Source organism: Chloroflexota bacterium (genome assembly GCA_040902225.1).
GTDB lineage: Bacteria > Chloroflexota > Limnocylindria > QHBO01 > QHBO01 > CF-167.
Genome location: JBBDXT010000005.1, coordinates 59,994 through 84,272, shown reverse-complemented (window position 1 = coordinate 84,272; position 24,279 = coordinate 59,994). Strand labels below are relative to the sequence as shown.

The 24,279-nt window shown below is 69.1% G+C and carries 26 protein-coding genes; 15 read left to right on the top strand and 11 right to left on the bottom strand.

What is annotated here, in order from left to right; translation table 11 throughout:
• Positions 1-212: 212 nt before the first annotated feature.
• Complete coding sequence (locus WEB29_08090; protein MEX2136895.1) at positions 213-1,025, bottom strand: EamA family transporter; 813 nt, start codon at positions 1,023-1,025, stop codon at positions 213-215.
• A 154-nt stretch (positions 1,026-1,179) separates the two neighbouring features.
• Between WEB29_08090 and WEB29_08085 the strand changes: the two genes are divergently transcribed.
• The 5 genes from WEB29_08085 (at position 1,180) to WEB29_08065 (ending at position 5,670) form a co-directional block, all read left to right on the top strand.
• Positions 1,180-2,304: an ABC transporter ATP-binding protein gene (locus tag WEB29_08085; protein MEX2136894.1), complete on the top strand. Its 1,125-nt coding sequence runs from the start codon at positions 1,180-1,182 to the stop codon at positions 2,302-2,304.
• A complete protein-coding gene (locus WEB29_08080) occupies positions 2,301-3,467 on the top strand; it encodes an extracellular solute-binding protein (GenBank protein ID MEX2136893.1) in 1,167 nt (388 codons plus the stop codon). Before WEB29_08085 ends, WEB29_08080 begins: the two co-directional genes overlap by 4 nt.
• 109 nt (positions 3,468-3,576) lie before the next feature.
• Complete coding sequence (locus WEB29_08075; GenBank protein ID MEX2136892.1) at positions 3,577-4,467, top strand: ABC transporter permease; 891 nt, start codon at positions 3,577-3,579, stop codon at positions 4,465-4,467.
• A gap of 13 nt (positions 4,468-4,480) precedes the next feature.
• Positions 4,481-5,281 (top strand): ABC transporter permease, encoded by an 801-nt coding sequence (locus WEB29_08070; GenBank protein ID MEX2136891.1) that lies wholly within the window; start codon positions 4,481-4,483, stop codon positions 5,279-5,281.
• Between the two features lie 8 nt (positions 5,282-5,289).
• Positions 5,290-5,670 carry an AraC family ligand binding domain-containing protein gene (locus tag WEB29_08065; GenBank protein MEX2136890.1) on the top strand — a complete coding sequence of 127 codons (381 nt, stop codon included), beginning with the start codon at positions 5,290-5,292 and terminating at the stop codon, positions 5,668-5,670.
• Here the strand turns inward: WEB29_08065 and WEB29_08060 are convergent.
• Positions 5,607-6,533: a glycosyltransferase gene (locus WEB29_08060; GenBank protein ID MEX2136889.1), complete on the bottom strand. Its 927-nt coding sequence runs from the start codon at positions 6,531-6,533 to the stop codon at positions 5,607-5,609. The genes WEB29_08065 and WEB29_08060 overlap by 64 nt on opposite strands.
• 7 nt (positions 6,534-6,540) lie before the next feature.
• Positions 6,541-6,927 carry a (2Fe-2S) ferredoxin domain-containing protein gene (locus tag WEB29_08055; protein MEX2136888.1) on the bottom strand — a complete coding sequence of 129 codons (387 nt, stop codon included), beginning with the start codon at positions 6,925-6,927 and terminating at the stop codon, positions 6,541-6,543.
• 133 nt (positions 6,928-7,060) lie between these two features.
• Between WEB29_08055 and WEB29_08050 the strand changes: the two genes are divergently transcribed.
• The 4 genes from WEB29_08050 to WEB29_08035 all read left to right on the top strand — a co-directional run bounded on the left by WEB29_08050 (position 7,061) and on the right by WEB29_08035 (position 9,323).
• On the top strand, positions 7,061-7,252 hold the full coding sequence (locus tag WEB29_08050) for a helix-turn-helix domain-containing protein (GenBank protein MEX2136887.1): 192 nt from the start codon (positions 7,061-7,063) through the stop codon (positions 7,250-7,252).
• A gap of 129 nt (positions 7,253-7,381) precedes the next feature.
• The gene (locus tag WEB29_08045) at positions 7,382-8,542 is read left to right on the top strand and encodes a rhomboid family intramembrane serine protease (GenBank protein MEX2136886.1); all 1,161 of its coding nucleotides are present in this window, start codon (positions 7,382-7,384) and stop codon (positions 8,540-8,542) included.
• Positions 8,543-8,547: 5 nt separating this feature from the next.
• Positions 8,548-8,856, top strand: a complete 309-nt coding sequence (locus tag WEB29_08040; protein MEX2136885.1) for a dienelactone hydrolase family protein — start codon at positions 8,548-8,550, stop codon at positions 8,854-8,856.
• Positions 8,847-9,323 carry a dienelactone hydrolase family protein gene (locus tag WEB29_08035; GenBank protein MEX2136884.1) on the top strand — a complete coding sequence of 159 codons (477 nt, stop codon included), beginning with the start codon at positions 8,847-8,849 and terminating at the stop codon, positions 9,321-9,323. The genes WEB29_08040 and WEB29_08035 overlap by 10 nt, the downstream gene beginning before the upstream one ends.
• Positions 9,324-9,326: 3 nt before the next feature.
• Here the strand turns inward: WEB29_08035 and efeU are convergent, their stop codons facing one another.
• Positions 9,327-10,214 (bottom strand): iron uptake transporter permease EfeU, encoded by an 888-nt coding sequence (efeU, locus tag WEB29_08030; GenBank protein ID MEX2136883.1) that lies wholly within the window; start codon positions 10,212-10,214, stop codon positions 9,327-9,329.
• 165 nt (positions 10,215-10,379) lie between these two features.
• Here efeU and WEB29_08025 point away from each other — a divergent pair, with 165 nt between their 5' ends.
• Together WEB29_08025 and WEB29_08020 are read left to right on the top strand one after the other, a co-directional pair.
• Positions 10,380-11,576 (top strand): acyl-CoA dehydrogenase family protein, encoded by a 1,197-nt coding sequence (locus WEB29_08025; GenBank protein MEX2136882.1) that lies wholly within the window; start codon positions 10,380-10,382, stop codon positions 11,574-11,576.
• Positions 11,577-11,582: 6 nt separating this feature from the next.
• Entirely contained in the window at positions 11,583-12,128 is a 546-nt protein-coding gene (locus WEB29_08020; GenBank protein MEX2136881.1) for a hypothetical protein, read from the top strand.
• Between the two features lie 50 nt (positions 12,129-12,178).
• Here the strand turns inward: WEB29_08020 and WEB29_08015 are convergent, their stop codons facing one another.
• The 3 genes from WEB29_08015 to WEB29_08005 all read right to left on the bottom strand — a co-directional run bounded on the left by WEB29_08015 (position 12,179) and on the right by WEB29_08005 (position 14,655).
• Positions 12,179-12,715: a hypothetical protein gene (locus WEB29_08015; GenBank protein ID MEX2136880.1), complete on the bottom strand. Its 537-nt coding sequence runs from the start codon at positions 12,713-12,715 to the stop codon at positions 12,179-12,181.
• On the bottom strand, positions 12,712-13,971 hold the full coding sequence (gene cysS / locus WEB29_08010; protein ID MEX2136879.1) for a cysteine--tRNA ligase: 1,260 nt from the start codon (positions 13,969-13,971) through the stop codon (positions 12,712-12,714). Before cysS ends, WEB29_08015 begins: the two co-directional genes overlap by 4 nt.
• A 198-nt stretch (positions 13,972-14,169) precedes the next feature.
• A complete protein-coding gene (locus WEB29_08005) occupies positions 14,170-14,655 on the bottom strand; it encodes a DUF2269 family protein (GenBank protein MEX2136878.1) in 486 nt (161 codons plus the stop codon).
• Positions 14,656-14,666: 11 nt separating this feature from the next.
• Between WEB29_08005 and WEB29_08000 the strand changes: the two genes are divergently transcribed.
• Positions 14,667-15,917 carry an MFS transporter gene (locus tag WEB29_08000; GenBank protein MEX2136877.1) on the top strand — a complete coding sequence of 417 codons (1,251 nt, stop codon included), beginning with the start codon at positions 14,667-14,669 and terminating at the stop codon, positions 15,915-15,917.
• Positions 15,918-15,926: 9 nt separating this feature from the next.
• Positions 15,927-16,892 carry an ornithine cyclodeaminase family protein gene (locus WEB29_07995; protein ID MEX2136876.1) on the top strand — a complete coding sequence of 322 codons (966 nt, stop codon included), beginning with the start codon at positions 15,927-15,929 and terminating at the stop codon, positions 16,890-16,892.
• On the opposite strand, the gene WEB29_07990 is transcribed toward WEB29_07995, so the two are convergent.
• The 4 genes from WEB29_07990 to WEB29_07975 form a co-directional block, all read right to left on the bottom strand.
• Positions 16,889-18,004: a SpoIID/LytB domain-containing protein gene (locus WEB29_07990; protein MEX2136875.1), complete on the bottom strand. Its 1,116-nt coding sequence runs from the start codon at positions 18,002-18,004 to the stop codon at positions 16,889-16,891. The two genes, WEB29_07995 and WEB29_07990, sit on opposite strands and share 4 nt — an antisense overlap.
• Positions 18,005-18,061: 57 nt before the next feature.
• The gene (locus tag WEB29_07985; GenBank protein ID MEX2136874.1) at positions 18,062-18,934 is read right to left on the bottom strand and encodes a 5'-3' exonuclease H3TH domain-containing protein; all 873 of its coding nucleotides are present in this window, start codon (positions 18,932-18,934) and stop codon (positions 18,062-18,064) included.
• A gap of 167 nt (positions 18,935-19,101) precedes the next feature.
• Positions 19,102-20,787: a methylmalonyl-CoA mutase family protein gene (locus tag WEB29_07980; protein ID MEX2136873.1), complete on the bottom strand. Its 1,686-nt coding sequence runs from the start codon at positions 20,785-20,787 to the stop codon at positions 19,102-19,104.
• 61 nt (positions 20,788-20,848) lie between these two features.
• A complete protein-coding gene (locus WEB29_07975; GenBank protein MEX2136872.1) occupies positions 20,849-22,120 on the bottom strand; it encodes a Glu/Leu/Phe/Val dehydrogenase in 1,272 nt (423 codons plus the stop codon).
• 136 nt (positions 22,121-22,256) lie between these two features.
• Between WEB29_07975 and WEB29_07970 the strand changes: the two genes are divergently transcribed.
• Both WEB29_07970 and WEB29_07965 read left to right on the top strand, forming a co-directional pair.
• Positions 22,257-23,195 carry a phosphotriesterase-related protein gene (locus tag WEB29_07970; protein MEX2136871.1) on the top strand — a complete coding sequence of 313 codons (939 nt, stop codon included), beginning with the start codon at positions 22,257-22,259 and terminating at the stop codon, positions 23,193-23,195.
• A gap of 6 nt (positions 23,196-23,201) precedes the next feature.
• Positions 23,202-24,239, top strand: coding sequence for a PHP domain-containing protein (locus tag WEB29_07965; GenBank protein MEX2136870.1), 1,038 nt, complete (start codon positions 23,202-23,204; stop codon positions 24,237-24,239).
• Positions 24,240-24,279: the final 40 nt, after the last annotated feature.

Below are 24,279 nucleotides of genomic sequence, written 5' to 3'. Positions count from 1 at the left end.
TGATCGGCGGCGGGGGGTCCGGCCATGATACCCGCCGAGTAAGCGGCTGATAAGCAGGCAGTAAGGCCGGCGGCTGTCTCCTGACGACGCACCGATCCGCGCCGGACGACGTGGCGTGGCGGTTGCCGTCGCGGAGCAGCCCGGATGTCACGCAAGATGCCTGCGCCAGGCGCCCACACCGGGGGCGGCTGGCCAACCTGAGAGCGGCTGGATCAGCCGCCGAGCGAAATGAAGACGATCCCGATGACGGCCAGGGCGACAGCCAGCACGCCCAGGCGCGGCAACGCCTCGCCGAGGAGCGCCCGCGCCAGGAGCATCGTCGCCAGCGGGTAGGTTCCGGACAGGGCAGCCGCGATGCCGACCGGGATAGTCGCGAAGGCGAGCACCACCATGCCGTTGGCTGCCACGTCCAGCAGCCCGGCGAGCCCGACGAGAGGAGCAACCTCCCGGAGGCGCGAGCGGTCGCTCCTCAGCAGCGCGCTTCCGCCGACCACGAGCGATGCGGAGGCGCGGCTGGCGACCAGTGCCCAGAGCTGGTCGTGCTCTGCGGCGAGATCGAGGAAGACGAACCAGAGGCCGAAGCCGAGCGCGGCGGTCAGCGCCAGAAGCAACGCTTCGCGACTCACACCGCGAGTGGTCGCGCCGCTCGCGGCGCCGATCGCCAGCACCGCACAGCCAACGCCCACCAGCTGCACCGGCTGGATGACGGTGCCCCACACCAGCGTCCCAACGGCGAGCGGGATGAGCACTCCACCGACCCCGCTGAGAGCGGACACGAGTCCCATCGCCCCCATCCCCAGGGCGCGATACAGGGCCGCCAGCCCCAGGCCCCCCGCGATGCCACCGACAGCGCCAAGCAGGAGCGTCGAGCTGGCGCGCAGCGGGGGCCGCAGCACCACGACTACGAGGAGCAGAAGGACGAAGCCGACCACCTGCGCCCCGCCGGTGACCAGCAGGCCGCCGGCACGCCGCGCCGCCAGGCCGCCGGCAAAGTCACCGGTGCCCCAGGCCGCCGCGGATCCCACGCCGAGCAGGACGCCAGGTTCGATCAGACACCTCGAGATACGGTCGCCGCGGAATGTACCAGCCAGCTCCGCGACGGCTTGACATGCGGCCCGCGGGACCGCCAGAGTGCGCCAAACCTTTGGCGCACGAAGGGAGCTCGTGGCCCCGCAACCGATGACCGCATCCGCGGGCACACCCCGCGCTGGTCAACCCCACTCCGGCCCGCCGCAGCGCGTTGCGGCGGTCACGCTCGAGCACCTCGTCAAGCGATTCGGCGAGGTCGAGGCAGTCTCCGGCATCGACCTGGAGATCCGCGACGGTGAGTTCTTCTCCATGCTCGGTCCATCCGGGTCCGGCAAGACCACCACCTTGCGCATGATCGCCGGCTTCGAGACGCCGACCGAGGGGCGCATCCTGCTGCACGGGAAGGATGTGACCGGCGTCCCACCCTTCGACCGCGACGTGAACACGGTGTTCCAGGACTACGCGCTCTTCCCGCACATGACCGTCGCCCAGAACGTCGGATACGGGCTGATGGTGCGCAAGACGCCGGCCGCTGAGCGCGCGACGCGCACGACCGAGGCGCTGCGCATGGTGCGGTTGGAGGGGTACGAGAAGCGCCGTCCGGCTCAACTCTCGGGCGGCCAGCGGCAGCGGGTCGCGCTCGCTCGGGCTCTCGTCAATCGGCCGCGGGTGCTGCTCCTCGACGAGCCGCTCGGCGCGCTCGACCTCAAGCTGCGGGAACAGATGCAGATCGAGCTCAAGGAGATCCAGGCCCAGGTTGGCATCACCTTCATCTACGTGACCCACGACCAGGAGGAGGCGCTCACCATGAGCAACCGCCTGGCCGTCTTCAATCGGGGCTCGATCGAGCAGATCGGAACGCCGGCCGACGTCTACGAGCACCCCGCCACGACCTTCGTGGCCGGCTTTGTCGGAACCTCGAACCTGCTGAAGGGGGAGACGGCGCGAGCCGTCATCGGTCAGGATGGGACCTTCACAGTGCGGCCCGAGAAGATCCGGATCGCCGATCCGGATCAGGTCGCCGAATCAGACGAGGCCTCGGCCCTGGGCAGTGTGCGCGAAGTGGTCTACCTGGGGTCCGACACTCGATATATCGTTGCCCTGGACGTTGGAGGCGAGCTGGTCGTCACGCAGCAGAACCTCCAGACCTCCTCCATGGAGGCACTTGCCGCCCAGGGACGACCGGTCAGGCTGCTCTGGAAGCGGCAGCACGTGTTGAGCCTGGCGGTTGGCCAGGCCGCGGAGGGGAAGAGAGAGGGAATGGACAGCCAATGAGGATCCTACGCACCCCGGCCTACGTGGTCGTCGTCGGCCTTGTCCTGGCCGCCTGCGGCAGCAACGTGCCGTCCGGCGCCTTGACTGAATTACCCGCTGCCGAGGACGAGCTCAACCTGGTCATCTGGGTCGGCTACGCCGAGGACGGCGCGAACTTCCCGGAATTCGACTGGGTCACGCCATTCGAGGACGAGACCGGCTGCCAGGTCAACGCGACTGACGGCGTGGACTCCGCCAACATGGTGTCCCTGATGGCCACCGGCCAGTACGACGGCGTGTCGGCCTCCGGTGACGCCACGAACCGGATGATCGAGGCGGGCACCGTCTCCCCGGTCAACATCGCTCTGATCCCCAACTACGAGGGTATCTTCGAGTCGCTCAAGAACAAGCCGCACAACTCGGTTGACGGCGTGCCGTACGGCGTCCCGCACGGCCGAGGCGCGAACCTCCTGCTCTACAACACCGATGAGTTCCCGGAGGCGCCAACCAGCTGGGATCCGGTATGGGAGGGCGCAGCGGACCACTCCGGTGAGGTCAGCATCTACAACTATCTGATCTACATCGCCGACGCGGCGCTGCACCTGATGCAGAAGGATCCCGACCTTGGGATCACCGATCCCTACCAGCTCAACGAGGAGCAGTTCAACGCGGCAGTCGACCTGCTCACGGCGCAGAGCGAGCACGCGATCTACTGGGGGACGGCCGCGGAGCAGATCACGTCCTTCGCCGCTGGCGATGCCGTGGTCGGGACGACCTGGCAGTACCAGGCCAACAACCTGACCGATTCACCGGTCGCCGTGACCCTGCCCGACGAGGGCTCGACCGGATGGTCAGACACCTGGATGATCTCGTCGGAGGCGGCCCATCCGGGGTGCATGTACCGATGGATGAACTGGATGGCGGATCCTGAGACGAGCGCGATGGCCACCATCTACTTCGGCGAGGCACCGACCAGCGAGGCAGCGTGCGACGCTGCCGAGACGATCCTTGACGGGGCCTATGCCGGGCATTGCGACACGTTCCATGCCACCGACGAGGAGTACTTCGAGAAGGTCTGGTTCTGGACCACTCCGCGGACCGACTGCGGGGACGACGACAGCGTCACGACCTGCAAGAACATCGAGGATTGGACCAACGCCTGGACCGAGATCACCGGCGCCTGATCGTTGCGGTCGGAGGTCTGAATGACCCGTTGCTCCCCGGGGAGTCCGCTCCCCGGGGAGCCACATTTCTCCGCTGAGCTCTCATTGCATGCCCGAAGGCCCGACGTCGATGACTACCGACCCCCCCGCAGCTTCCCGACGCGGACGGCGCCTGGCTGCCTGGTTGCATGCCAGGCCTCGGCTTCAGCTTGCGCTTCTGCTCGCCCTGCCCCTGGCCTTCTTCTCCCTGGTCTACCTCGGCTCGCTGGTGATCCTGCTTCTGAACGCCTTCTGGGAGTCCGATCCGTTCAGCGGCCGGATCATCCCGAACTTCACCCTCGACGCCTTCGTCACGCTGTTCACCGTCGACGTCTATCGAACCATCGCCTTTCGGACCATCGGGATGGCGATCCTGGTGACGCTCACCTGCATCGCATTCGGTTTTCCGATCGCCTATTACATGGCCCGCATCGCGTCGCCGACGACGCGGCGGTTCCTGGTGGTCGCGGTGCTCATGCCGCTCTGGGCGTCATACCTGGTCAAGATCTACACCTGGCGGACGATCCTGGCCGGCAATGGGCTCGCCGACTGGCTCCTGGCGCCGCTCGGCGTCGACGGCCCGGGCCTCGACTCGCTGGTCAGCGGGTGGCTGGTGCTGACCTATCTGTGGCTGCCGTACATGATCCTGCCGATCTTCGCCGCCATCGAACGCATCCCGAACTCCCTGCTCGAGGCCTCATCGGACCTTGGCGGACGCACCGGCCCAACCTTCCGACGCGTCGTCCTGCCGCTGGTGCTGCCCGGGGTGGCGGCCGGGTCGATCTTCACCTTCTCGCTGACCCTGGGCGATTACATCGTGCCGGACCTCATCTCGAACACCCAGTTCATCGGGAACGTCATCTACAGCAACTCGAGCCTCGGCAGCCTCCCGCTTGCCGCGGCATATTCGCTGGTGCCGGTGGCAGTGGTGGTCGCGTACCTCCTCATTGCCAGGCGCTTGGGCGCCTTCGAGTCGCTGTGATGAGCCTGCGCCGATGACGGAATCGCGCCTGACCCGCGCCGCGCTTCGGTTGGCAACCGGGCTGGTGCTGCTCTTCATCTACGTGCCGCTCGCGGTGATTGCGATCTACGCGTTTAATCCGACCATCTCGCAGACCTGGCCGCCGTCCGGCTTCACCTTCCAGTGGTTCGTCGAGGCGGCATCCAATCCCAAGGTCCTGGGCGCGTTCGCCTCGTCCGTTGTGGCCGCTGCCGGGGCGACCGCCATTGCCCTGGTCCTCGGCACACTGGCGGCGCTTGGCGTCCAGCGCTTCGCATTCTTCGGTCGCGAGACTGTCTCGTTCTTCCTGGTCCTGCCAATCGCGCTGCCGGGCGTCGTCACCGGGATCGCACTGTCGGCGACATTCCAGACCATTGACGTCCGATTCGGTCTGGCGACGGTGGTGGTCGGCCACGCGACCTTCTGCGTCGTCGTCGCGTATAACAACGTCCTCGCTCGCCTGCGGCGCACGCCACGCTCCGCCGAGGAGGCGTCCGGCGACCTCGGCGCTGACACCTGGCAGACGTTTCGGCGGATCACTCTGCCGGCGATTCGGACGGCGCTGCTGGCCGGGGGACTGCTGGCCTTCGCGCTGTCGTTCGACGAGATCATTGTCACCAACTTCACCGCCGGGCCGGGCACCCAGACGATTCCGCTGTTCATCTTTCGCAGCATCCAGCGCCCAAACGAGCTGCCGGTGGTCAACGTCGTCGCGCTGGTGCTCATCCTGCTGTCCATCATCCCCGTCTACATCGCGCAGCGGATCGGCGGCGAGACGACGGGGATGACTCGCTGACGGGAATCATGGACCGATCCGTCCCGGCACCCCTCGTCCCCCTGCCCTGGGATCGCGCGGAGGTGCCCGACGCCGCCAGCGCGGCCAGGCGCCTGCGAGACGCCGGAGCGGAGCCGCACGCCTGGTCGAACGGTCCAGGCGACAGGTACGGCGTGCACAGCCACGAATACACCAAGCTCCTGGTCTGCGCGGCGGGCTCGATCACCTTCCTGGTCGGAGCCGATGCGGTTGCGATCGAGCTGCAGCCCGGTGACGGTTTCATCCTCCCGCCGGACACGCCGCACGCCGCGATCGTGGGTCCGAAGGGCTGCACCTGCCTGGAGGGCTACCGCCAGCCAGGACGCAAGAGGAGGTCCGGGCGGTCGCGCCACCGTTTGAGGAACCGATAGAAGTTGCGCTTGCTCAGCCGGTCGCGCTCGTCGGGTGGGTACGCCTCCCAGCCACGATGTGCGTGGCGCACGAACGGCAGCGGGTCCGTGCGGAGCGTCTTCCAGCCGGCATCCCGGACCGCGAACGAGAGGTCGAGGTCGGCGTGCCGGTAGAAGCGGAAATGCGGATCGAAGCCACCCACCGCGCGGAGCGCCTCGCGTCGAATGGCGAGGCAGTAGGCCTCGATCGCGTCGACCTCACCGGGCGGAGCCTCGACGAAGTCACGCCCGTCGGCGCTCGTCACGCCCCAGCCGCCGACGATCCCGACTTGCGGATCGCTGAACGCAGCCAGGATCGGACCGACCACGTCGCCGACCGGCTCCAGTGATGTGTCAAGCATGATCGTGACGCCACCTCGGCTGCGTCGCAGTCCCAGGTTGACCGCGTCGGCCCAGCCGAGTCGAGTGGTGATCGGCAGGACGGTCGGTGTCGGCAGCGACTGATCCGGCGGCCACGCCCCGGCGAGCAGAGGCTCGACCTCGTCCGCGGGGGAGTTGGCCACCACCAGCAGCTCCCAGGCGACCGTCGGAGGGTGGGCCGCCAGCCCGCGCAGCATCCGCACCAGGTCGTCTGCGTGGTCGTCCACGACGACCACGATTGCGGCGTCCAGGCTCGCCCGCTCCTCGAGCAGGCTCGGCAGGTCAGCCGTCGGGGCTGGGGCCGCAGGCCGGGCGGTTGAACCCTCGGGCGTATCGACCGCCTCCCAGCCGAGGCCGCGGATCTGATCGCGGAGCGCGTCGGCGGTCGCCCAGTCGCGCGATCCACGGGCCGCGGCGCGTTGTTCGAGCAGCCGCGCCACCTCGGCCGGCAGCTGCTCCGTCACCAAGCGGTCAGCGGTCGGCGCGCGCCGGCCATGGGGCGGTTCGGCCGATCGGCCGGCCGTCAGGCTCGCGTTCGAGCTGGTGTGAGCCGACCTCGGGCGGGTCGTAGCGGAGGCGCTCGACCGGCTTGTCGCCGATGAGGTGGCTCTCCACGATCTCGGCCACGTCGGCTGGTGTCACCGCTGCGTACCAGACTCCATCGGGATAGACGACGACCATCGGTCCATTGCCGCACTGGCTGAAGCAGCCCGAGTGGTTGACGCGCACCCGCCCGGCGAGATCGGTGGCGCGTACGGCGGACTTGAGCGCGGCATGAACGCCCAGGCCATCGCCGTCCACCGAGGGACACCACTCTCCCCGAGTGCAGACGAAGACGTGTCGCTCGTAGACGGGCATTCGCGGAAGTACCCCTGTCGGCGGATCGAAAGTACCGGGGCTCCCCAGCCCACCCCAACCTTACTATCCGGCCAGAAGCCGCGCGCTCCGCACCTCAACGGTCCACGCGTGCTTCAACAGCACTGGGAAACCGATGCAGATGATCAGCAACGAGGTAGGGAAGCTGCTCACGGCGACCGAGGTCGCCGACCTGCTCCACCTGCACGTCAACACCGTCAAGCGGCTCGGCGATCGCGGCGAGATCCCGTTCTATCGGGTCTGCAAGCGCGGCGACCGACGTTTCCGTTACGACGACGTGCTCGACTTCCTCCGCCGCGCGAAGTAACCCGCGCCAATTTGATGCCGGTCCCGGCTCACGCCGGGACGGCCCGTTCCCGCCAAGGGGGCGCGTCACGACCGCCGAGGTGCCAATCTCTCGGCGGTCGTTTCGTTTCCGACGATAATGCGGGCACAGATGGCCGATGAACCGCAGCAGCGCCTCGCGGAGGGGCAGCGCCTCCTCGATGCAGGCGACCTCGACGCGGCGGTGGAGATCCTCGCCCCGCTGACCGGGCACCCCGACGCAGAGCTGAGCGCGGCCGCCTGGCTGTCGATCGGCGACGCCCGATACCGCCTCGACGACGAGGCCGGCGCCCTCGCGGCCTGGCAGCAGGCGGCTGATCGAGGCGGGTCCAGCGCCTGGCTGGGATGGCGCAAGGTCGCCGAACAGGAGGTCCGCGAAGGCCACCTGGAGGAGGCGGTCGCCGCCTACCGGGAGGCTGATCGTCGCGCACCGCACGAGGAGCGCGGCGCGATCGCCAACCGCATCGCCTGGCTCCTCAAGGAGACCGGCCACGACTTCGCGTCGCGGCGCCAGTTCAACCGGGCCAGGGGCGCCTACGCCACATACCATGCCTGGGTCACCTGGGCGATCGTGGCCATCAACGTGGCCGTCTTCCTCGTCGACGCGGCCCTTACAACCAATGGGTCCGGGTTCTCGCTGACCGGAGGCTCGGGCCCGCTCTCCGAAGCGGGCGCGGTCTATGGGCCGGCGGTCGCCGGCGGGGAGTGGTGGCGCCTGATCACCGGCGCCTTCCTCCACCTCGGGATCCTGCACATCGCCTTCAACATGTACGCCCTGTGGCTCTTCGGGCCGATCATGGAGCAGATGTACGGGCACGTTGAGTTCGCCGTCATCTACCTGCTCTGCGCCCTGGGCGGCAACGTATTGACCATCCTCCTCGCGCCCAATGTCCCGGCACTCGGGGCATCCGGCGCCATCTTCGGCCTGTTCGGGCTCGCCTTCATCGTCTCGCGCAGGCGCCACCTGCTGCTGGGGCCGCAGGCCAGGGCCGTGCTGTCCCGGGTCGGCACCCTCCTGGTCCTGAACCTGATCATCACCTTCACCATCCCGTTCATCAGCTGGACGGGCCACGTCGGCGGATTGGTGGTAGGCGGAGTGATCGGACTGCTGCTGGCCCCTGCCAACGTGCCGACCCTGGGCGGCATGTGGCGTGCGCCCGACGGATCGCTGCTCGCCCAACGCCTCCCGCCGTCGCTGCGCGCCAGCGCGTACCTGCTGATTGCGGCTGTCCTGGTCCTGGGGACCTACGTGGCGATCCAGCAGCCGGGCTGAAGGGCATGTGCTGCGACGCCGATGCTCGACCTCCGCTCCCCCCGATCAGCGGCGCCGCACTCGATGCGGGCGAGCTGACGCTCACCTCCGGGGACGGAACCCGGATGGCGGCCTACGCGGCTCGTGCCGCCGCGCCGAGCAGGGCGGGGATCGTCATCCTGCCGGACGTGCGCGGTCTGCACCCGTTCTTTGAGGAGCTGACCCTGCGCTTCGCGGAGGCGGGCGTCGACGCGATCGCCATCGACTACTTCAGCCGGACCGCGGGGAGGGCCGTCGCAGTGCCGACTTCGATTACGCCAGCCACGTGCCGCTGACGCGCCACGAAACGCTCAACGCGGACATCGCGGCAGCGGCAGCCCACCTGCGCTCTGTCGACGGGGGAGCGGTCCAGCGCCTCTACACCGTCGGCTTCTGCTTCGGCGGGCGCCTGAGCTACCTGCAGGCCGCGTCCGCGATCGACGCTGCGGGGGTGATCGGCTTCTACGGCCCGCCGGTCGGACCCAACCGCGCGGGGCTGCCGGCTCCGGCCGACGAGGCGCAGCGATTCACCTGCCCGGTGCTCGCGATCTCGGGCGGCGCGGACCGGGGGATCGGTCCCGAGGCAGTCCAGGCCTTTGAACAGGCGATGGATCGCGCGGGCGTGGCCCACACCACGGTGACCTATCCGGGAGCGCCCCATTCATTCTTCGATCGGCATTCGAGCGAGCATGCCGACGCATCAGTCGATGCGTGGCGTAAGATGCTGACCTTCATGGGCGTCACCGGTGCCGCAAGCGGATAGGGTTCATGCCCCGGGGGCGGGCAGGCTGCTCGAGATTGGCGCCGGTTTCTGCGGCTTCATCGGCTGCAGGTAGAGGGTCAGGACGCCGACGACGTACACGACCCAGGTGAGCAGCGTCGTCCACTCCGGTGTGCTGGTGTAGCCGAACACCGCGCGCAGCATCTGCCCGAGCAGGTTCCCGCCATCGGGCTCGTGCGGCAGCAGTGCGCTGATGTTGAAGGCGGTTGAGGTGCCAAAACCGATCAGCCCCGCGTCGATGAACTCGTGTGCCGCATGGCTGACCAGTCCGCCGGCGATGAAGACCAGCGCCACACCGGTCCAGCGGAAGAACCGTGCCAGGTTGATCACGCGCGCACCGCGATAGAACCCATAGCCGAGCAGAACGGCGATCAGGATGCCGATTAAGGCCCCCAGCAGCGTGCTCGCTGCCCCCGCCTCCTCGGTCGTGGCGGCGGTGGCCTGCCCGAGCAGGAAGAGCGACGTCTCGATCCCCTCGCGCACCACTGCGGTGAAGGCGAGGATCGAGAGGGCCCAGACGCTGCCATCGGTGAGTGCCCGGTCAACGCCGGCATGAAGCTCGCCCTTGATGTTGGCGGCGGTGCGCCGCATCCAGAAGAGCATCCAGGTCACCACGATGGCGGCGAGGAGCATGGCGCTCCCCTCGAAGTACTGCTCCGCGGGCGAGGAGAGGCCCCCGATGCTGACCCACAGGACGGCGCCCACCGCTGCGCTGAGCGCGATCGCGGCGCCGGCGCCGAGCCAGATACGGCCGAAGTGACGGGCATTCCCGGTGCGTGCCAGGTAGACGAGGATGATGCTCACGATGAGCGCCGCCTCGACCCCCTCGCGGAGGCCGGTGAGCAGCCCGGTCGTCAAGAAGCCGATGTCCAAGAGGGGTTCTCCCTGCGCGAAGGGGGACTGAAGGGTAGGCCCGGCGCTTCGACTCGAAGGCTAGCCGAGCGCTGTTTGCGCGTCAATTGAAGTCTTACGCTGTGAGTCAGGATTCGCGCCACGGGCGGCTGGATGGGCGTCCTGGACGGCTAGAATCCGAGCCGCATGATCGACTTTTCCCTGACCGATGCACAGCGCGACGTCCAGCGCACCTCGCGCGCCTTTGCCGAGCGCGAGATCCTGCCGCGGATCCACGAGCTCGACTCGACCTCGACCTACGACCGCTCGCTGTACGAGAAGATGGGGGCCGCCGGCTTGCTCGGGCTGCCGATCCCCGAGCGCTATGGCGGCACCGGCATGGATTACATCGCATTCGCTCTGCTGTGCGAGGAGATGGAGCGGGCGGACACCGCGTTCCGGGTCATCCTCTCGGTCCACACCGGGCTGAACTCCCTGACTCTCCTGCAATGGGCCAGCGAGGACCAGAAGCAGCGCTACCTGGTCCCCCAGGCACGTGGCGAGAAGCTGGCCACCTTCGGATTGACCGAGCCGGGGGTCGGCAGTGATGCGGCCAATCTGTCCACCACCGCTCGACGGAACGGCGACGGCTATCTCCTCAACGGCAGCAAGGTCTGGATCAGCCTGGCCGATACCGCCGACAACTTCCTGGTCTTCGCCACGGTCGACAAGAGCGCCGGCCACAAGGGCATCACCGCCTTCATCGTCGAGCGCGGCTATCCTGGCTTCTCGACAGAATCGTTGCACGGCAAGCTCGGCGTTCGCGCCGGCAATACGGGCATCCTCACCTTCTCCGACTGCGAGGTCCCGCTCGAGAACCGGGTCGGCGAGGAAGGCGAGGGGTTCACGATCGCCATGAGCGCGATCGACCAGGGGCGCTACACGGTGGCGGCCGGATCGGTCGGGCTGGCGCGGGCCTGCCTGGAGGCATCGGTCAAGTACGCGCACGAGCGCAAGGCCTTTGGCGAGGAGATCGGCCGCCACCAGCTGGTCAAGCAGATGCTGTCGAAGATGTACGCCGGCATCGAGGCGGGGCGGCTTCTCGTCTTCAAGGCCGGCTGGAAGAAGAACCGGGGCGAACGAAACACCCGGGAGACGGGGCTCGCCAAGTGGTTCTGCACCGACCATGCGGTGGAGAGCGCGCTGGATGCGATCCAGATCCACGGCGCGTACGGCTACAGCGACGAATACCCGGTCGAGCGCTACCTGCGCAATAGCAAGGGCTCCGTGATCTACGAGGGGACCAGCCAGATCCACACCCTGATGCAGGCCGACTACCTGCTTGGCTACCGTAAGGATCGTCCGCTGCGCATGCCTCAGCCAGCCTTCGAAGGGGAGATGTAGGCCGCCATGAGTCGGGCCGTCGAGCTGCTGCTGGGGCTGATGCTGCTCGTGATCGGGCTCCTCGTGCTCGCCAGCGAGCCGATCGGGAACTGGTTCTCGGGGCTCGGCATCAGCGAGGAGCTGCTCGATTGGTGGCCCGCAATGGTGATTGTCCTGTCGGCCTTCTTCCTGGTGCCAGCCGGTCTGCCGGGGCCGAATCGGCGGCTGCGAGCCGGGATGGTCATCCCTGGCGCGTTCCTGGCAGGGGTTGGTGGTGCGCTTCTATACACCAGCCTCAACGACCGATGGCTGGCCTGGTCCTACCTTTGGACAGTGATCCCGTTCTCGATCGGGATCGGCCTCTACGCGGCCGGCTGGATCGCCGACTTGCCCGCTTTCAAGTGGATCGGGTCCGGGATGGCGGTGGGGGCGGCGATCGCCTACCTGGCGTTCGCCACGGCCTTCGGCGGGGACGCGTTCCGGCTGGTCGGATCGCTGGTCATCATCCTCCTGGGGCTGGCGCTCATGGCTGGCGGCCTGGCCGACCGGCTGAGCCGCAAGGGGAGTGGCTAGGCGGACAACTCGCGGACCTATCGGTCGAACCAGGCCAGGGCCGCCGCCGGCTAGAAGAGCCGGGGCAGGACCATCGCCGTCACGAACACCCCGATTGCGGCAGCCAGCGCGCCACGTCGCAGCCGAGGCCAGGATCGCGCCGTCAGTCCGCCCCCCACCGCCGCCGGCAGCGCACCCGCCAGCCCGGCCACGGCGCTTGCCAGCGAATGTGCCAGGGTGGGCGGCGCCGAGCCGAGCTGCCGCTCGCCGGCACTCACCGCACCCACCCCTACGACGAGCACGGCGCCAAGCAGCGCGGCGCCAAGGGTGCCGGTGAAGGCCCGTAGCCGCCCGATCTGGGTGGCACCGGCCGCGGCAGCGCCGACCACCAGCGTGGCCGCCACTGCCCACGTCCCTGCGGTGAGTCGCGTCCCGTCATGCGGGGCCGCCACCGCGTACCAGGCCACGGCAACCGCCGGCGCCGCCAGCATCCCCACCGCGGCCACCCAGGTCAGCGGGCGCGTCCAGTCCTCCGGGTCATCGGGCGGGACGACCGCGCCGAGGCGGACGCTGACCGGGACCATCTCGTCGTCGGTCGGCAGCGTCACGTCCCGACCGCTTCGCCCATCTCGGGCAGGCTCGAGGCGGCCGCGAGCCGCAGCCCCAGGATCCCGGCCCCAAGCTCGCGGACGACTCGACTCGCCTCCTCCCGCGCGGCGAGCTCGGGCGCCTCGAGCGCGAGGGTGGCCAGTGCGACGAGCTGCGGGATCGCCGATGGCGTGTCCAGGTCGTTGTCCATGGCCTGCAGGAAGCGGTCACGGTGCTGGCGTACGACGGGGCTGAGAGATGCGGGATCAGCGTCACCCTGGTCTGCCACGAGATTCGCCATGCGCAGGTGCGCGGCCGTAACGGCAGCGGCCTCCAGATCGGCCAGGCGGAAGGTGACTTCGGTTCGGTAATGGTGGCTGACCAGGTACAGCCGGATCGCGTCGCCGCTGAAGGAGCGTAGGAGATCACGCACCAAGACGAGATTGCCGAGCGACTTGCTCATCTTGTCGTTCTCGTAGCGGACCATTCCGGCATGCATCCACCACTCGACGAACGGGCGCTGCCCGGTCGCCGCCTCGGCCTGCGCGATCTCCGACTCGTGGTGCGGAAAGGCCAGGTCGCTCCCACCGCCGTGGATCTCGAAGTGGTTGCCGAGGTAGGCAATGCTCATGGCGGAGCACTCGATGTGCCAGCCCGGCCGGCCGGGACCCCAGGGCGACTCCCAGGCGGGCTCATCCGACAGCGATGGCTGCCACAGCACGAAGTCGAGCGGATCGCGTCGGCCCGGCATCTCCGGGCGGCTGCCGCGCTCCAGCGCCAGCGGCAGCATCTCGTCGCGCGACAGCTTTGAGACCTCTCCGTACGTCGGCCAGGAATTGACGCTGAAGTAGACGTGCCCATCGGCGGGATAGGCATGCCCGCTCGCCACGAGCCGTTCGATCTGGTCGAGCATCTGCGGGATGTGCTCGGTCGCGCGCGGTAATCGGTCGGGCGGCAGCCAGTTGAGGGCCGCCATCTCGGCCAGGAAGGTGGTCAGGTGGCGGTTGCCAAGGACCAGGTAGTCCTCGTCGCTTTCCCGGGCCCGCTGCAGCATGTCGTCGTCGACATCGGTCACGTTCTGCACGTAGACCACCCGGTGGCCGAGGTACTCCAGGTACCGATGCAGGACGTCGAAGCTCAGGTACGTAAACGCATGCCCCAGGTGGCCGGTGTCGTACGGGGTCACGCCGCACACGTACAGGCCCACCGGACCGGGGCCGATGGGGGCGAAAGGCACGAGCTCGCCCCGTTGAGCATCGAACAGGCGCAGGGTCACGGGCGGGATTCTAGGCGCTGATAGAATCCGATGGCCGATCGCTAGGGGGCGGGTCGCACTTCAGCCGCACGGGAGCCGAGGGCATGTGGGACGTTCTGCGCTGGTTCGCTGTCTTCGTGGTGGCGGTCCTGCTGATCGTGGCCGGGCTCTTCTGGATATTCGACAGGCCGCTGCCCATTCCGCAGCTGTTCTGACCGTTCACCAAAGGGTCGGTTTGGTGCTCATCAGGAAGCCGATCAGGCCAGTGGCGACCGCCATCGCATAGGCCATATAGCGGGCACTCTTTGCCTGCCGCCGCCATCCCTCAGACTCCGGCTCGCGCACCCTCATCAGTCGCCGCAGATGGGGCCGCGAGAGGAAGGCCGCAACCAGCAGATTCGCGGCGTAGACCCCCAACGCGACGAGCAGCCACGGCTGGGTCAGGATCTCGGTCCCGAGGCTGAGCACCAGGCCCACGCCGGTCAATGCCAGGCCGATGGCGATCACCACGCTGCCGGTGCCCTGCAGGCTGGCAAGCAGTCGCACGATCGTGCTCGGCTCGCCGCTTGCGGATTGCCGGCGCAGCAGGAATGGGATGGCGAGGCTCGGTGCCAGCAATGACACCGCCAGCAGTACGTGCGCCGACAGCAGGATCGGGAACCAGGTCAATTGGAATCGGGCCTCGTCGATGGGGCGCCATGGCATGATGCCGACCCATGCGCCTGCGGCCGTACCTTACCCTGCTGCGCGGCAACCCCGCCTTCACCCGGCTCTTTGCAGCCCAGCTGATCAGCTTCGCCGGGGACTGGTTCGCGACGGTGGCGCTGCTTGGCCTAGCCCTTCAGCTGACCGGGTCGCCGGCGGTGGCATCGATGCTGCTGGTGGTCCAGACCGGGGCCTTCGCGCTGGCCTCGCCGCTCGCCGGCGTCCTGGCGGACCGTTATGACCGGCGTCGCCTGATGATCGTCGCCGATGTCGCGCGCGTCCCGGTGGCGTTGGCGTTCCTGCTGGCGCGGGACCCCGACACGCTATGGATCGCCTTCGTGGCCGCAGCCCTGCTCTCGTTGGGCGCCGCGGTCTTCGAGCCGACAAGCTCGGCCTCGCTCCCGAACCTCGTCGAGGAGAGCGAGCTGGCCGAGGCGAACGTCCTGATCGGGTCCGCATGGGGCACGATGCTGGCGGTGGGCGCGGCTCTCGGAGGGCTCGTCGCCGCCACGCTGGGGCGGGATGTCGCCTTCGCCGTCAACGCGGCATCGTTCGCGGCCTCAGCACTGCTGATCCTTGGCATCCGGCGGTCCTTTCGGGCAGCGAGCGGAGGTCTGCCAGCGGCGGCGCCGCGACATCGTGAGCGTGGAGGTGTGGCCGAGTCGATCCGCTTGGTCCTGCGCTTCGCGCGTGGCAACCGGACCCTGGCAGCCCTCCTCCTGTCGAAGACCACGTTCGGGGTGGGCGCCGGCGTCATCGTGCTGCTGGCGGTCTTCGGTCGCGACGTCTTCAAAGCGGGCGACGCCGGGATCGGGATCCTGTTCGCCGCCCGCGGGCTTGGCGCGTTCATCGGTCCCTTCCTGGTCCGGTCGATCGTCGGCGTCAGCGAGCGCGGACTGATCGGGGGCATCGCGGCCTCGTTCGCCATCTTCGCGGTCAGCTATGGGCTCCTTCCGTTGGCGCCGATTCTTCCGCTCGCCGCACTCGCGGTCTTTGCCGGTCACCTGGGCGGCGGCGCGCAGTGGACCCTCTCCTCCTACGGGCTGCAGCGGGCGGCGCCCGATGCCATCCGCGGCCGCGTCTTCAGCTTCGATTACGGGCTGGTCACACTGACGATGACCCTGTCGACGCTGGTCGCCGGCTTCCTGGCCGAGCGGTTCTCGCCCGCGGCCACGACCTGGACTGTGGTTGGCCTGGCGGCGATCGCCGCCATTGGCTGGATCGCATTCGCTCGGCCGGTATGGCGCCGGCCCGGCGACTAGGATCCGCTCATGCGAATCATCGACGCCGACCAGGTCCGCGCCGCGGCTCCGATGCCCCAGCTGCTCGACGCCGTCGAGGATGCATACCGGGACGTCGCGGCGGGCCGCGATCGGTCGCCGATCCGGTCCCGGATTCCGATGGCTGGGGGCGACCTGCTCCTGATGCCCGGCCTGCGCGACGGCGGGGCCGGCGCATCGGTGAAGCTCGTGACGGTCATGCCCGCCAACGCCGCCCGCGGGTTGCCGACTATCCAGGCGCTGGTCGCGTGGTTTGACGCCCACTCGGGTGAGCCGCTCGCCATCCTGGACGGGCCTGCCCTGACGGCCATGCGCACGGGTGCGGCGTCGGGAGTCAGCACCCGCCTGCTGTCGCGACTCGACGCGCGGGTGCTGGCGCTATTCGGGGTCGGGGCTCAGGCCGCCTGGCAGGTGCGGGCAGTGATGGCGGCGAGGGAGATCAGCGAGGTGCGGATCTTCTCGCGCACCGGCTCGAGTCGTGAGGCCTTCGCGGCGAGCCTGGCGAAGGAGCTGGGAGCGGACGTCCGTGTCCTCGCCGCCCAGTCAGCGGAGGCGGCGGTGCGCGGCGCCGACGTGATCTGCTGTGCGACCACCTCGTTCGAACCGGTCTTCTCGGCCGAGTGGGTCTCGCCGGGGACCCATGTCAGCGCGGTTGGGAGCTTCCAGAAGGGGATGATCGAGCTGCCGCCGGAGATCTTCGCCGCCGCTGCGCTGGTGGCGGTCGACTCGCGCGAGGCTGCGCTCGAGGAAGCTGGAGACCTAGTTGCCGCAATTGACGCAGGGCTGCTGGCCGCTGACGGGTTCGTCGAGATCGGCACCATCGACCGCGGCTGGGCGGTGACGCGCGATCCATCGGCCATCACCGTCTTCAAGAGCGTGGGGCTGGCGATCCAGGACGTGGCCGCGGCCGAGCTGGTGATGGCCAACCTGGGGCCGGCCGAAGGCGGCGCTGGCTAGGATGCGCCCGGGAACCTGAGCACGAGCCCGCCGTGTGCGGCAAAGCCACGGGTGAGTGAGGTCAGGAGGCGCTCGGCAGCGGCCCCCCATTGCGAGCGGAAGCCGGCCAGGCGCCGATCCGGCCCGTCGACCTCGGTCACGAAGCCGGCGATGTCGGTTGCCGTTCCGTGAGCGAATGCGGCCAGCGCGGTCGGATCTCCGGCCTGCACGACGACCGGCGAGGGATCGACCGCGGGCGGCGGAGGGGGAGCCGCGGCACCCACCACGCCAGTCTGCCCGCCGCCGGGCAGCTGCTGGGTGGGCGGTGGGGTCGGCATCGGCGTGGGAGTTGGCGCGGCGGTCGGCGCGGGCGGCGGTGTGACCGTTGGTGACGGCGTGGATGCTGGCGTCGCAGACGGCGTGGCTGACCCCGGCACCGGCGTGTCGGTCGGAGCGGGAGGTGGCGTGGGGGCAGGGCTCGGGCTGGGTGAGGGGACCGGCGACGAGCTGGCCGCGGGGGCCCCGCTGACGGTCACGCCCGGGTAATAGTAGATGAGCATGATCTGGGCGGCGGTCTTGCCGGCCAGTCCGCAGGCCTGCGAGCCCCATTGCCACAGCTTCCAGCCGGTGGTGTTCACGCCGCACGCCTCGTAGGGGCTGCCGGCGTTGTAATAGGTCGGGAAGATGGACCCGTTCCGGAGCACGCGCGTGCCCCAGGTCGCGTCCACGGCGGCGGCGGCGCTGCTCCATGTCGCCTTGGTCGGGTCATAGACCTGGTCGTAGGTGTCGTCCCGCACGTCGAAGCAGGCACCCGCGCTGTTGATCCAACCGCGCCAGTGCAGCACCTGGTACCAGGCGTAGTGCTTGACCGCCAGTGCGCCAGAGCGCATTGACTCGGTGGTCCAGGATCCGATCCACTCGCGCGACAGAACGTTCTTGGTGTAGGCCCGAAAGTCGACGGTCTCGACGGCGCCGGTCACGTGCCGGAAGACGCGAATCGTCGTCGGCGGAACCGATTGCGAGGTCCAGCTCGAGCACGACGCAGCAACGGTGGGCGCCACCCAGGCGGGCAGGCCACCGGCGAGCGCAATGAGCACAGCCAGTCCGGCTGCGACGAGGGCACGTCGTGGCACGCTGTGCATCGTGCGGTCCACCAGACCGCACCGGAACCCACCGAAGGTCCTACGCCGTCAGGCCCAACGATGAACGCGCTCCCGAATTCGCTCAAATCCGAGCTCGTCGCAGAGGCCGATGAACTCCTCGCGCGGGACCCCGCCCCATGCCAGGGAGTCGAGGTCACCGGTGACGGCCGCATCGGCGTTCAGGGTCGCCAGCCGGCGGTAGAGAAAGGCGTCCGCGCGCTGCTGCTGGAGGGTCGCTGCCAGGCGCACCGCGTTGCGCAGCGGAACGCCCCACTCCAGCGGCGACGCCGGAATCGCCTCGAGGTGGTGGAACCTGGCCAGGACCGCCGCAGCGCTCTTCGATCCCCAGCCGGGGAGGCCGGGATAGCCATCGGAGCTGTCGCCGACCAGCGCCAGGTAGTCGGGAATGCTCTCGGGATGAACGCCGAACTTGGCGACCACGCCCTCCTCGTCGTAGGTGATCGTCCGCATCCGGTCGCGCAGGACCACACGCTCGCCACGCACGCACTGCGACAGGTCCTTGTCGACGCTGCAGATGACGACCTGGCCGATGCGCGGATCGTCGCCGAAGCGGGCGACGCCAGTGGCGATCGCGTCATCGGCCTCGTCCTCGACCATCGCCCAGGTGGTGATGCCCAACGCGCGAAGTGCGCGCTCTGCGTCGTCGAACTGAGCCAGCAGCAGCGGGTCCATCCCGGCACTGCTCTTGTACGTCGGGTAGACGTCGTTGCGCCACGACTCGATGACATGGTCGGTCGCCGCTGCCACGTGCGTCAGGTCATCCTCGCGCAGGAGGGAGAGCATCGATTCGATCAGGCCACGGACCGCGTTGACCGGCCGTCCATCGGGTCCGTGCTCCTCCGGGCGCGAGTAGTAGGCACGGAACAGCTCAAAGGTGGCGTCGACCAGGTGGAGCTTCACGACGACCACATGCTAGGCCGCTCTATCGCTCGATAAGGCCCCGATAAGCGGCCGATAAGCGGTCACGGGGATCATCCGCGTGCGGGAGCCCGGCGCGCGCGTGCCCTGCGACCACCCGGCTCAGCTTCGGCCGACCTGGGACCGCGCCGGGCCCCCTCAAGCGCCGCTCAGACCGCGAGCGGCTCCCGGTACTCGCCGTACTGACGGCGGAGCAGGTTGCACATCTCGCCGATGGTGGCGTAGGCCTCGACGGCGGCGATGATCGCCGGCATCAGGTTCTCGCCATCGGCGGCATCGGCGCGGAGGCGGTTCATGGCGCGCATGTGCGCATCCGCATCGCGCTCGGCGCGGACGCGCAGCAGGCGGTCGAGGTGGCGCCGCTCCTGGTCGGGGCTGATCTCGAGCAGGGGAATGCGCAGCACCTCGTCGGGATCGGCGAAGGCGGTGACCCCGATCGTTTCGCGCTCGTGCGCGTCCAGCGCCCGCGCCTGGGCATAGGCCGCATCGGCGATCTCCGCCTGCGGATAGCCGGCCTCGATGGCGGCCAGCATCCCACCCAGCTCGTCGATGTGGTGGATGTACTGCCAGGCGGCCTGCTCGGTCTGGTTGGTGAGGGTCTCGATGAAATACGACCCCGCCAGCGGGTCGACGGTGTTGGCGGCGCCGGACTCCTCGGCGATGATCTGCTGCTGGCGCAGGGCAAGCAGGGCGGCCTCTTCCGACGGAACCGCCCACGCCTCGTCGTACGCATCGGTATGGAGGCTCTGGGTGCCACCCAGGACTCCGGCGAGGGCCTGGATGGCGACGCGGGTCAGGTTGTTCTGCGGCTGTTGGGCCGTCAGCGAGACGCCGGCCGTCTGGGTATGGAAGCGCATCCAGGTCGAGCGCTCGTTCTCGGCCCCGAACCGCTCGCGGCACAGCTTGTACCAGATCCGGCGCGCGGCCCGGAACTTGGCGATCTCCTCGAAGAAGTCGTTGTGGCTGTTGAAGAAGAAGGAGAGACGGGGGGCGAAGTCGTCGAAGCGGAGACCACGCGCCAGGGCATCCTCCACGTACGCAATCCCGTCGGCGATGGTGAAGGCCAGCTCCTGGACCGCGGTCGAGCCGGCCTCGCGGATGTGGTAGCCGCTGATGCTGATCGTGTTCCAGCGCGGCATCTCGCGCGTGCCGAACTCGACCGTGTCGGTCACCAGTTTCAGCGACGGTCCGGGCGGGAAGATGTACTCCTTCTGGGCGATGAACTCCTTGAGGATGTCGTTCTGCAGCGTCCCGGTCAGCTGGGCGCGAGGCACGCCCATCTTCTCGGCGGCGACGATGTACATCGCCCAGATCATGGCGGCGGGGGAGTTGATGGTCATGCTGGTGCTGATCTCGCCGACGGGCAGGCCGGCCAGCAGGATCTCCATGTCCGCCAGGCTGCTGACCGCGACCCCGCAGGTGCCGAACTCCCCGGCGGCGAGCGGGTCGTCGTGGTCGTAGCCGTACAGGGTCGGCATGTCGTAGGCGATCGACAGGCCGGTGCCGCCCGCCGCGATAAGCTTCTTGAAGCGGTCGTTGGTGTCCTCGGCGGTGCCGAAGCCGGCGAACATGCGCATCGTCCAGAGGCGGCCGCGGTGGCCGGTGGGGTGGATCCCCCTTGTGAAGGGCGGCTGGCCGGGGAGGCCGACGTCGTCCGCCTCGTTCCAGCCATCAGGCTCGCCGGCAGGCGGGCTGAAGCGGTAGCGCGGTCGATCGTGGTCCGGGTCGTTGGCCGGGTCGGCGAGATCGGCCGGGGTATAGAGGCGGTTGATCTCGACACCGGACTGGGTGATGAAGCGCCGCTTTCGCTCGCGCCCCTGCTCTGGCTGGCTCACGCGCGCCATATTGGCGGCTGGACCGGAGCCGTCGCAACCGGTGAGCTCGGCGCTCGGCCGATCAGGGATACAGGCCGCGCAGGGCGGTCGCCTCAGCCACGCGGCCCACGGCCACCATCATGGCCGCGCCGCGCAGGTCGACCCGCTCGCGCTCGGCGGTCGCAAGCACCCCGGCAAAGGCGGCCTCCATGATGCGTTCCAGCTCGGCGGCGATCTCACGGTCCGCCCAGAAGAACGCCTGGGTGTCCTGCACCCACTCGAAGTAGCCGAGCAGCAGTCCACCTGCGCTGCACAGGATGTCCGGCACGACCAGGACGCCCCGGTCGCGCAGGATGGCATCCGCCTCTGGGGTCGTTGGCGAGTTCGCGGCCTCGGCCAGGATGCCGGCACGCAGCGCGTCGGCCGCCTCGGCGGTGACCTGGTTCTGGAGCCCCGCCGAGACCAGGACGTCGCAGTCGACGCCGAAGAGGTCGGCCCGGTCGATCGGCTCCGTGCCCGGGCAGTCGGTGATCGAGTCGTGGCGGTGCATCCAGTCGACCGCCGCCGGCACGTCGATCCCCGACGGATTGGCGACCGCGGCCCGGTCATCGGCGATGGCCACGACCCGGGCGCCCGCGCCGGAGAGCATCTCGGCCAGGGTGGTGCCCACCCGGCCGAAGCCCTGGATCGCGACGCGTGCCTCGCCGAGGGCCAGGCCCCGCGCCCGGGAGGCGGCGAGGATGCAATGGAACGCCCCGCGGCTGGTCGACTCGCGCCGGCCCCGCGTGCCGCCGATGGCCATCGGCTTCCCCGTCACAATCGCTGGGATGGTGTGGCCCTGATGCATGCTGTACGTGTCCATGATCCACGCCATCGTCTGGGAGCCGGTGTTCACGTCGGGGGTCGGGATATCCCGCTCAGGGCCGATCAGCAGGCTGATCTCGGTCGCGTACCTGCGGGTCAGCCCCTGGCGCTCGTTGACCGACAGGCGGCGCGGATTGACCACCACGCCGCCCATGGCGCCGCCCCACGGCACCTCCAGCAGCGCCGCCTTCCAGGTGTTGAGCATCGCGTTGGCGCGCACCAGGTCCAGGGTCAGGTCCTGCGTGTAGCGCACGCCGCCGGTGGCAGGGCCGCGGTTCAGGTTGTGGTGCACCCGGTAGCCGGTGAAGGCCTGCACCGACCCATCGTCGAGGGTGACCGGGAAGTGAACCTCCAGCTCGCGCTTCGGGATGCGCAGGACCTTGTGCATGCCGGCGTCCAGGTTGAGCCGCTCGGCCGCCAAATCGAGGTCGCGCTGCGCCGCGGTCCACACGTTATCCGCGGCGTTGGTTCCATCGGGTGTGGCAGGCATGCGCCCCACAGGCTAGCGAAAGACGCGGCCGATGGCGACCAATTGCGCGGCCGGGTGGCACACTGACGCTCCATGCAACCCGATGTGCCGGCGGCCCAGCAAACGCCGCACCGGCACACGCGACCAGGAGGCAGCCATGGCCCCACGCGTGATGACCGTCAGCGGCCCGATTCCACCCGACCGAGTGGGCTTCACCCTCCCTCACGAGCACACCGGCATCTACCTGTGGCACATCGAGGCCCGATTTGACTACTGGGAGCTGACACCCGACGAGCAGACCCTGGTCGAGGAGCTGGCTGACTTCCGTCGTCGCGGCGGATCGACGCTCGTCGATCTGACCCTGGACGGGGTGGGCCGCGACCCGGAGCGGCTGCGCCGGCTCGCCACCCGCACCGGCGTGCAGCTGGTGATGGGCTGCGGTTGGTACCGCGGCGCCCACTACCCCGCGGAAGCGCGCATCGACCGCCGCACGGTCGACGACCTTGCGGCCGAGCTGGTCGCCGAGTTCCGGGACGGGGTCCGTGGAACCGGCGTCCACCCCGGCATCATCGGCGAGATCGGCGTCGACAAAGTGTGGGTAAGCGCCCTCGAGGAGCGGGTCCACCGAGCGGCGGCCCGGGCGGCGATCGCCACCGGCATGGCGATCAGCACCCACGGCATCCAGTCGCCTGTCGGCCTCGACCAGCTGCGCATCTTCGAGGAGGAGGGCGTCGACCCGAGGCGGGTCGTGATCGGTCATGCCGATTCGTACCCGGTGCTCGACCACTACCTGGCCATCCTGGATCGCGGCGCCAACCTGGAGTTCGACTTCATCGGACAGCGATTTGGCACCGAAGAGGCCGCGGAGCCGCACCTGATCGAGCTGATCGTCGAGCTGCTGGAGCGCGACTTCGGCTCGCAGCTGCTGCTGAGCCAGGACGTGGCACACAACAGCCAGCTGCGCGCCAACGGGGGCTTCGGCTACGCCTACTTGCAGCAGCACTTCCTGCCCAGCCTGCGCACCGCGGCGGTTGGGGAGGGGGAGATCGCGCAGATGACGATCGACAACCCGCGCCGCATCCTCACCATCGGATAGAGGCGCATGTCAGAGTCGCGCGACCCCGCCGCTGACCTGCGGCGCATCGCCTTCCTGTTGGAGGTCGCCAACGAGCCCACGTTTCGGGTGCGGGCCTTTCGGAATGCCGCGGCCAGGGTGGCTGCCATGCCGGGTGCCGAGCTGGCCGAGCGCGCGCGCCGAGGGACGCTCCGTGACCTGGCCGGCATCGGCGAGGTGCTGGCGCGGACCATCGCCGAGTCGCTGCGCGGCGAGGAGCCCGTCTACCTGCGGCGCCTGGAGGCGACCGGCGGACAGCCCATCGCCGACCTGGGCGCTGCGCTGCGCTCCGCCCTGCGCGGGGACTGTCACGTTCATTCCGACTGGTCGGACGGAGGCTCGCCGATCCGCGAGATGGCGGAGTCGGCCCGCGAGCTGGGCCACGACTACATGGTGCTAACCGACCACTCGCCGCGTCTGACCGTCGCCAACGGGCTCTCAGCCGCCCGCCTTGAGCAGCAGCTCGAGGAGGTGGCGCGGCTCAACACGGCGCTGGCGCCGTTCCGGATCCTGACCGGCATCGAGGTCGACATCCTGAGCGATGGCTCGCTCGACCAGGATCCCGCCCTGCTGGCGCGCCTCGACCTGGTGGTCGGAAGCGTGCACTCCGAGCTGCGCATGGACGAGAAGCCGATGACCAAGCGGCTGGTCATGGCACTGGCCAGCCCGCATCTCGACGTGCTGGGACACATGACCGGGCGCATGGTCACCGGCAAGCGGCGTCGACCACCCTCCGCCTTTGACGCCGAGATCGTGTTCGCCGCGGCCCTCCGCTTCGACAAGGCGATCGAGGTCAACTCCCGACCCGAGCGGCTCGACCCGCCGAAGCGGATCCTGCGCCTGGCCGTGGAGGCGGGCTGCCGGGTCGCGATCGACTCGGACGCCCATGCGCCCGGGCAGCTGGCGTGGCTCCCCTTCGGGTGCGACCGGGCCGCGGCCTGCGGCGTAGCGGAGTCGGCGGTGGTCAACGCGATGGACGCCGACGGATTGCTGGCGTGGACGGCCACGCACGAGGAGGCGGCGTGAGATCGGCTTAGACTTGGCGCCCGCCCCTGAAGAGGAGATC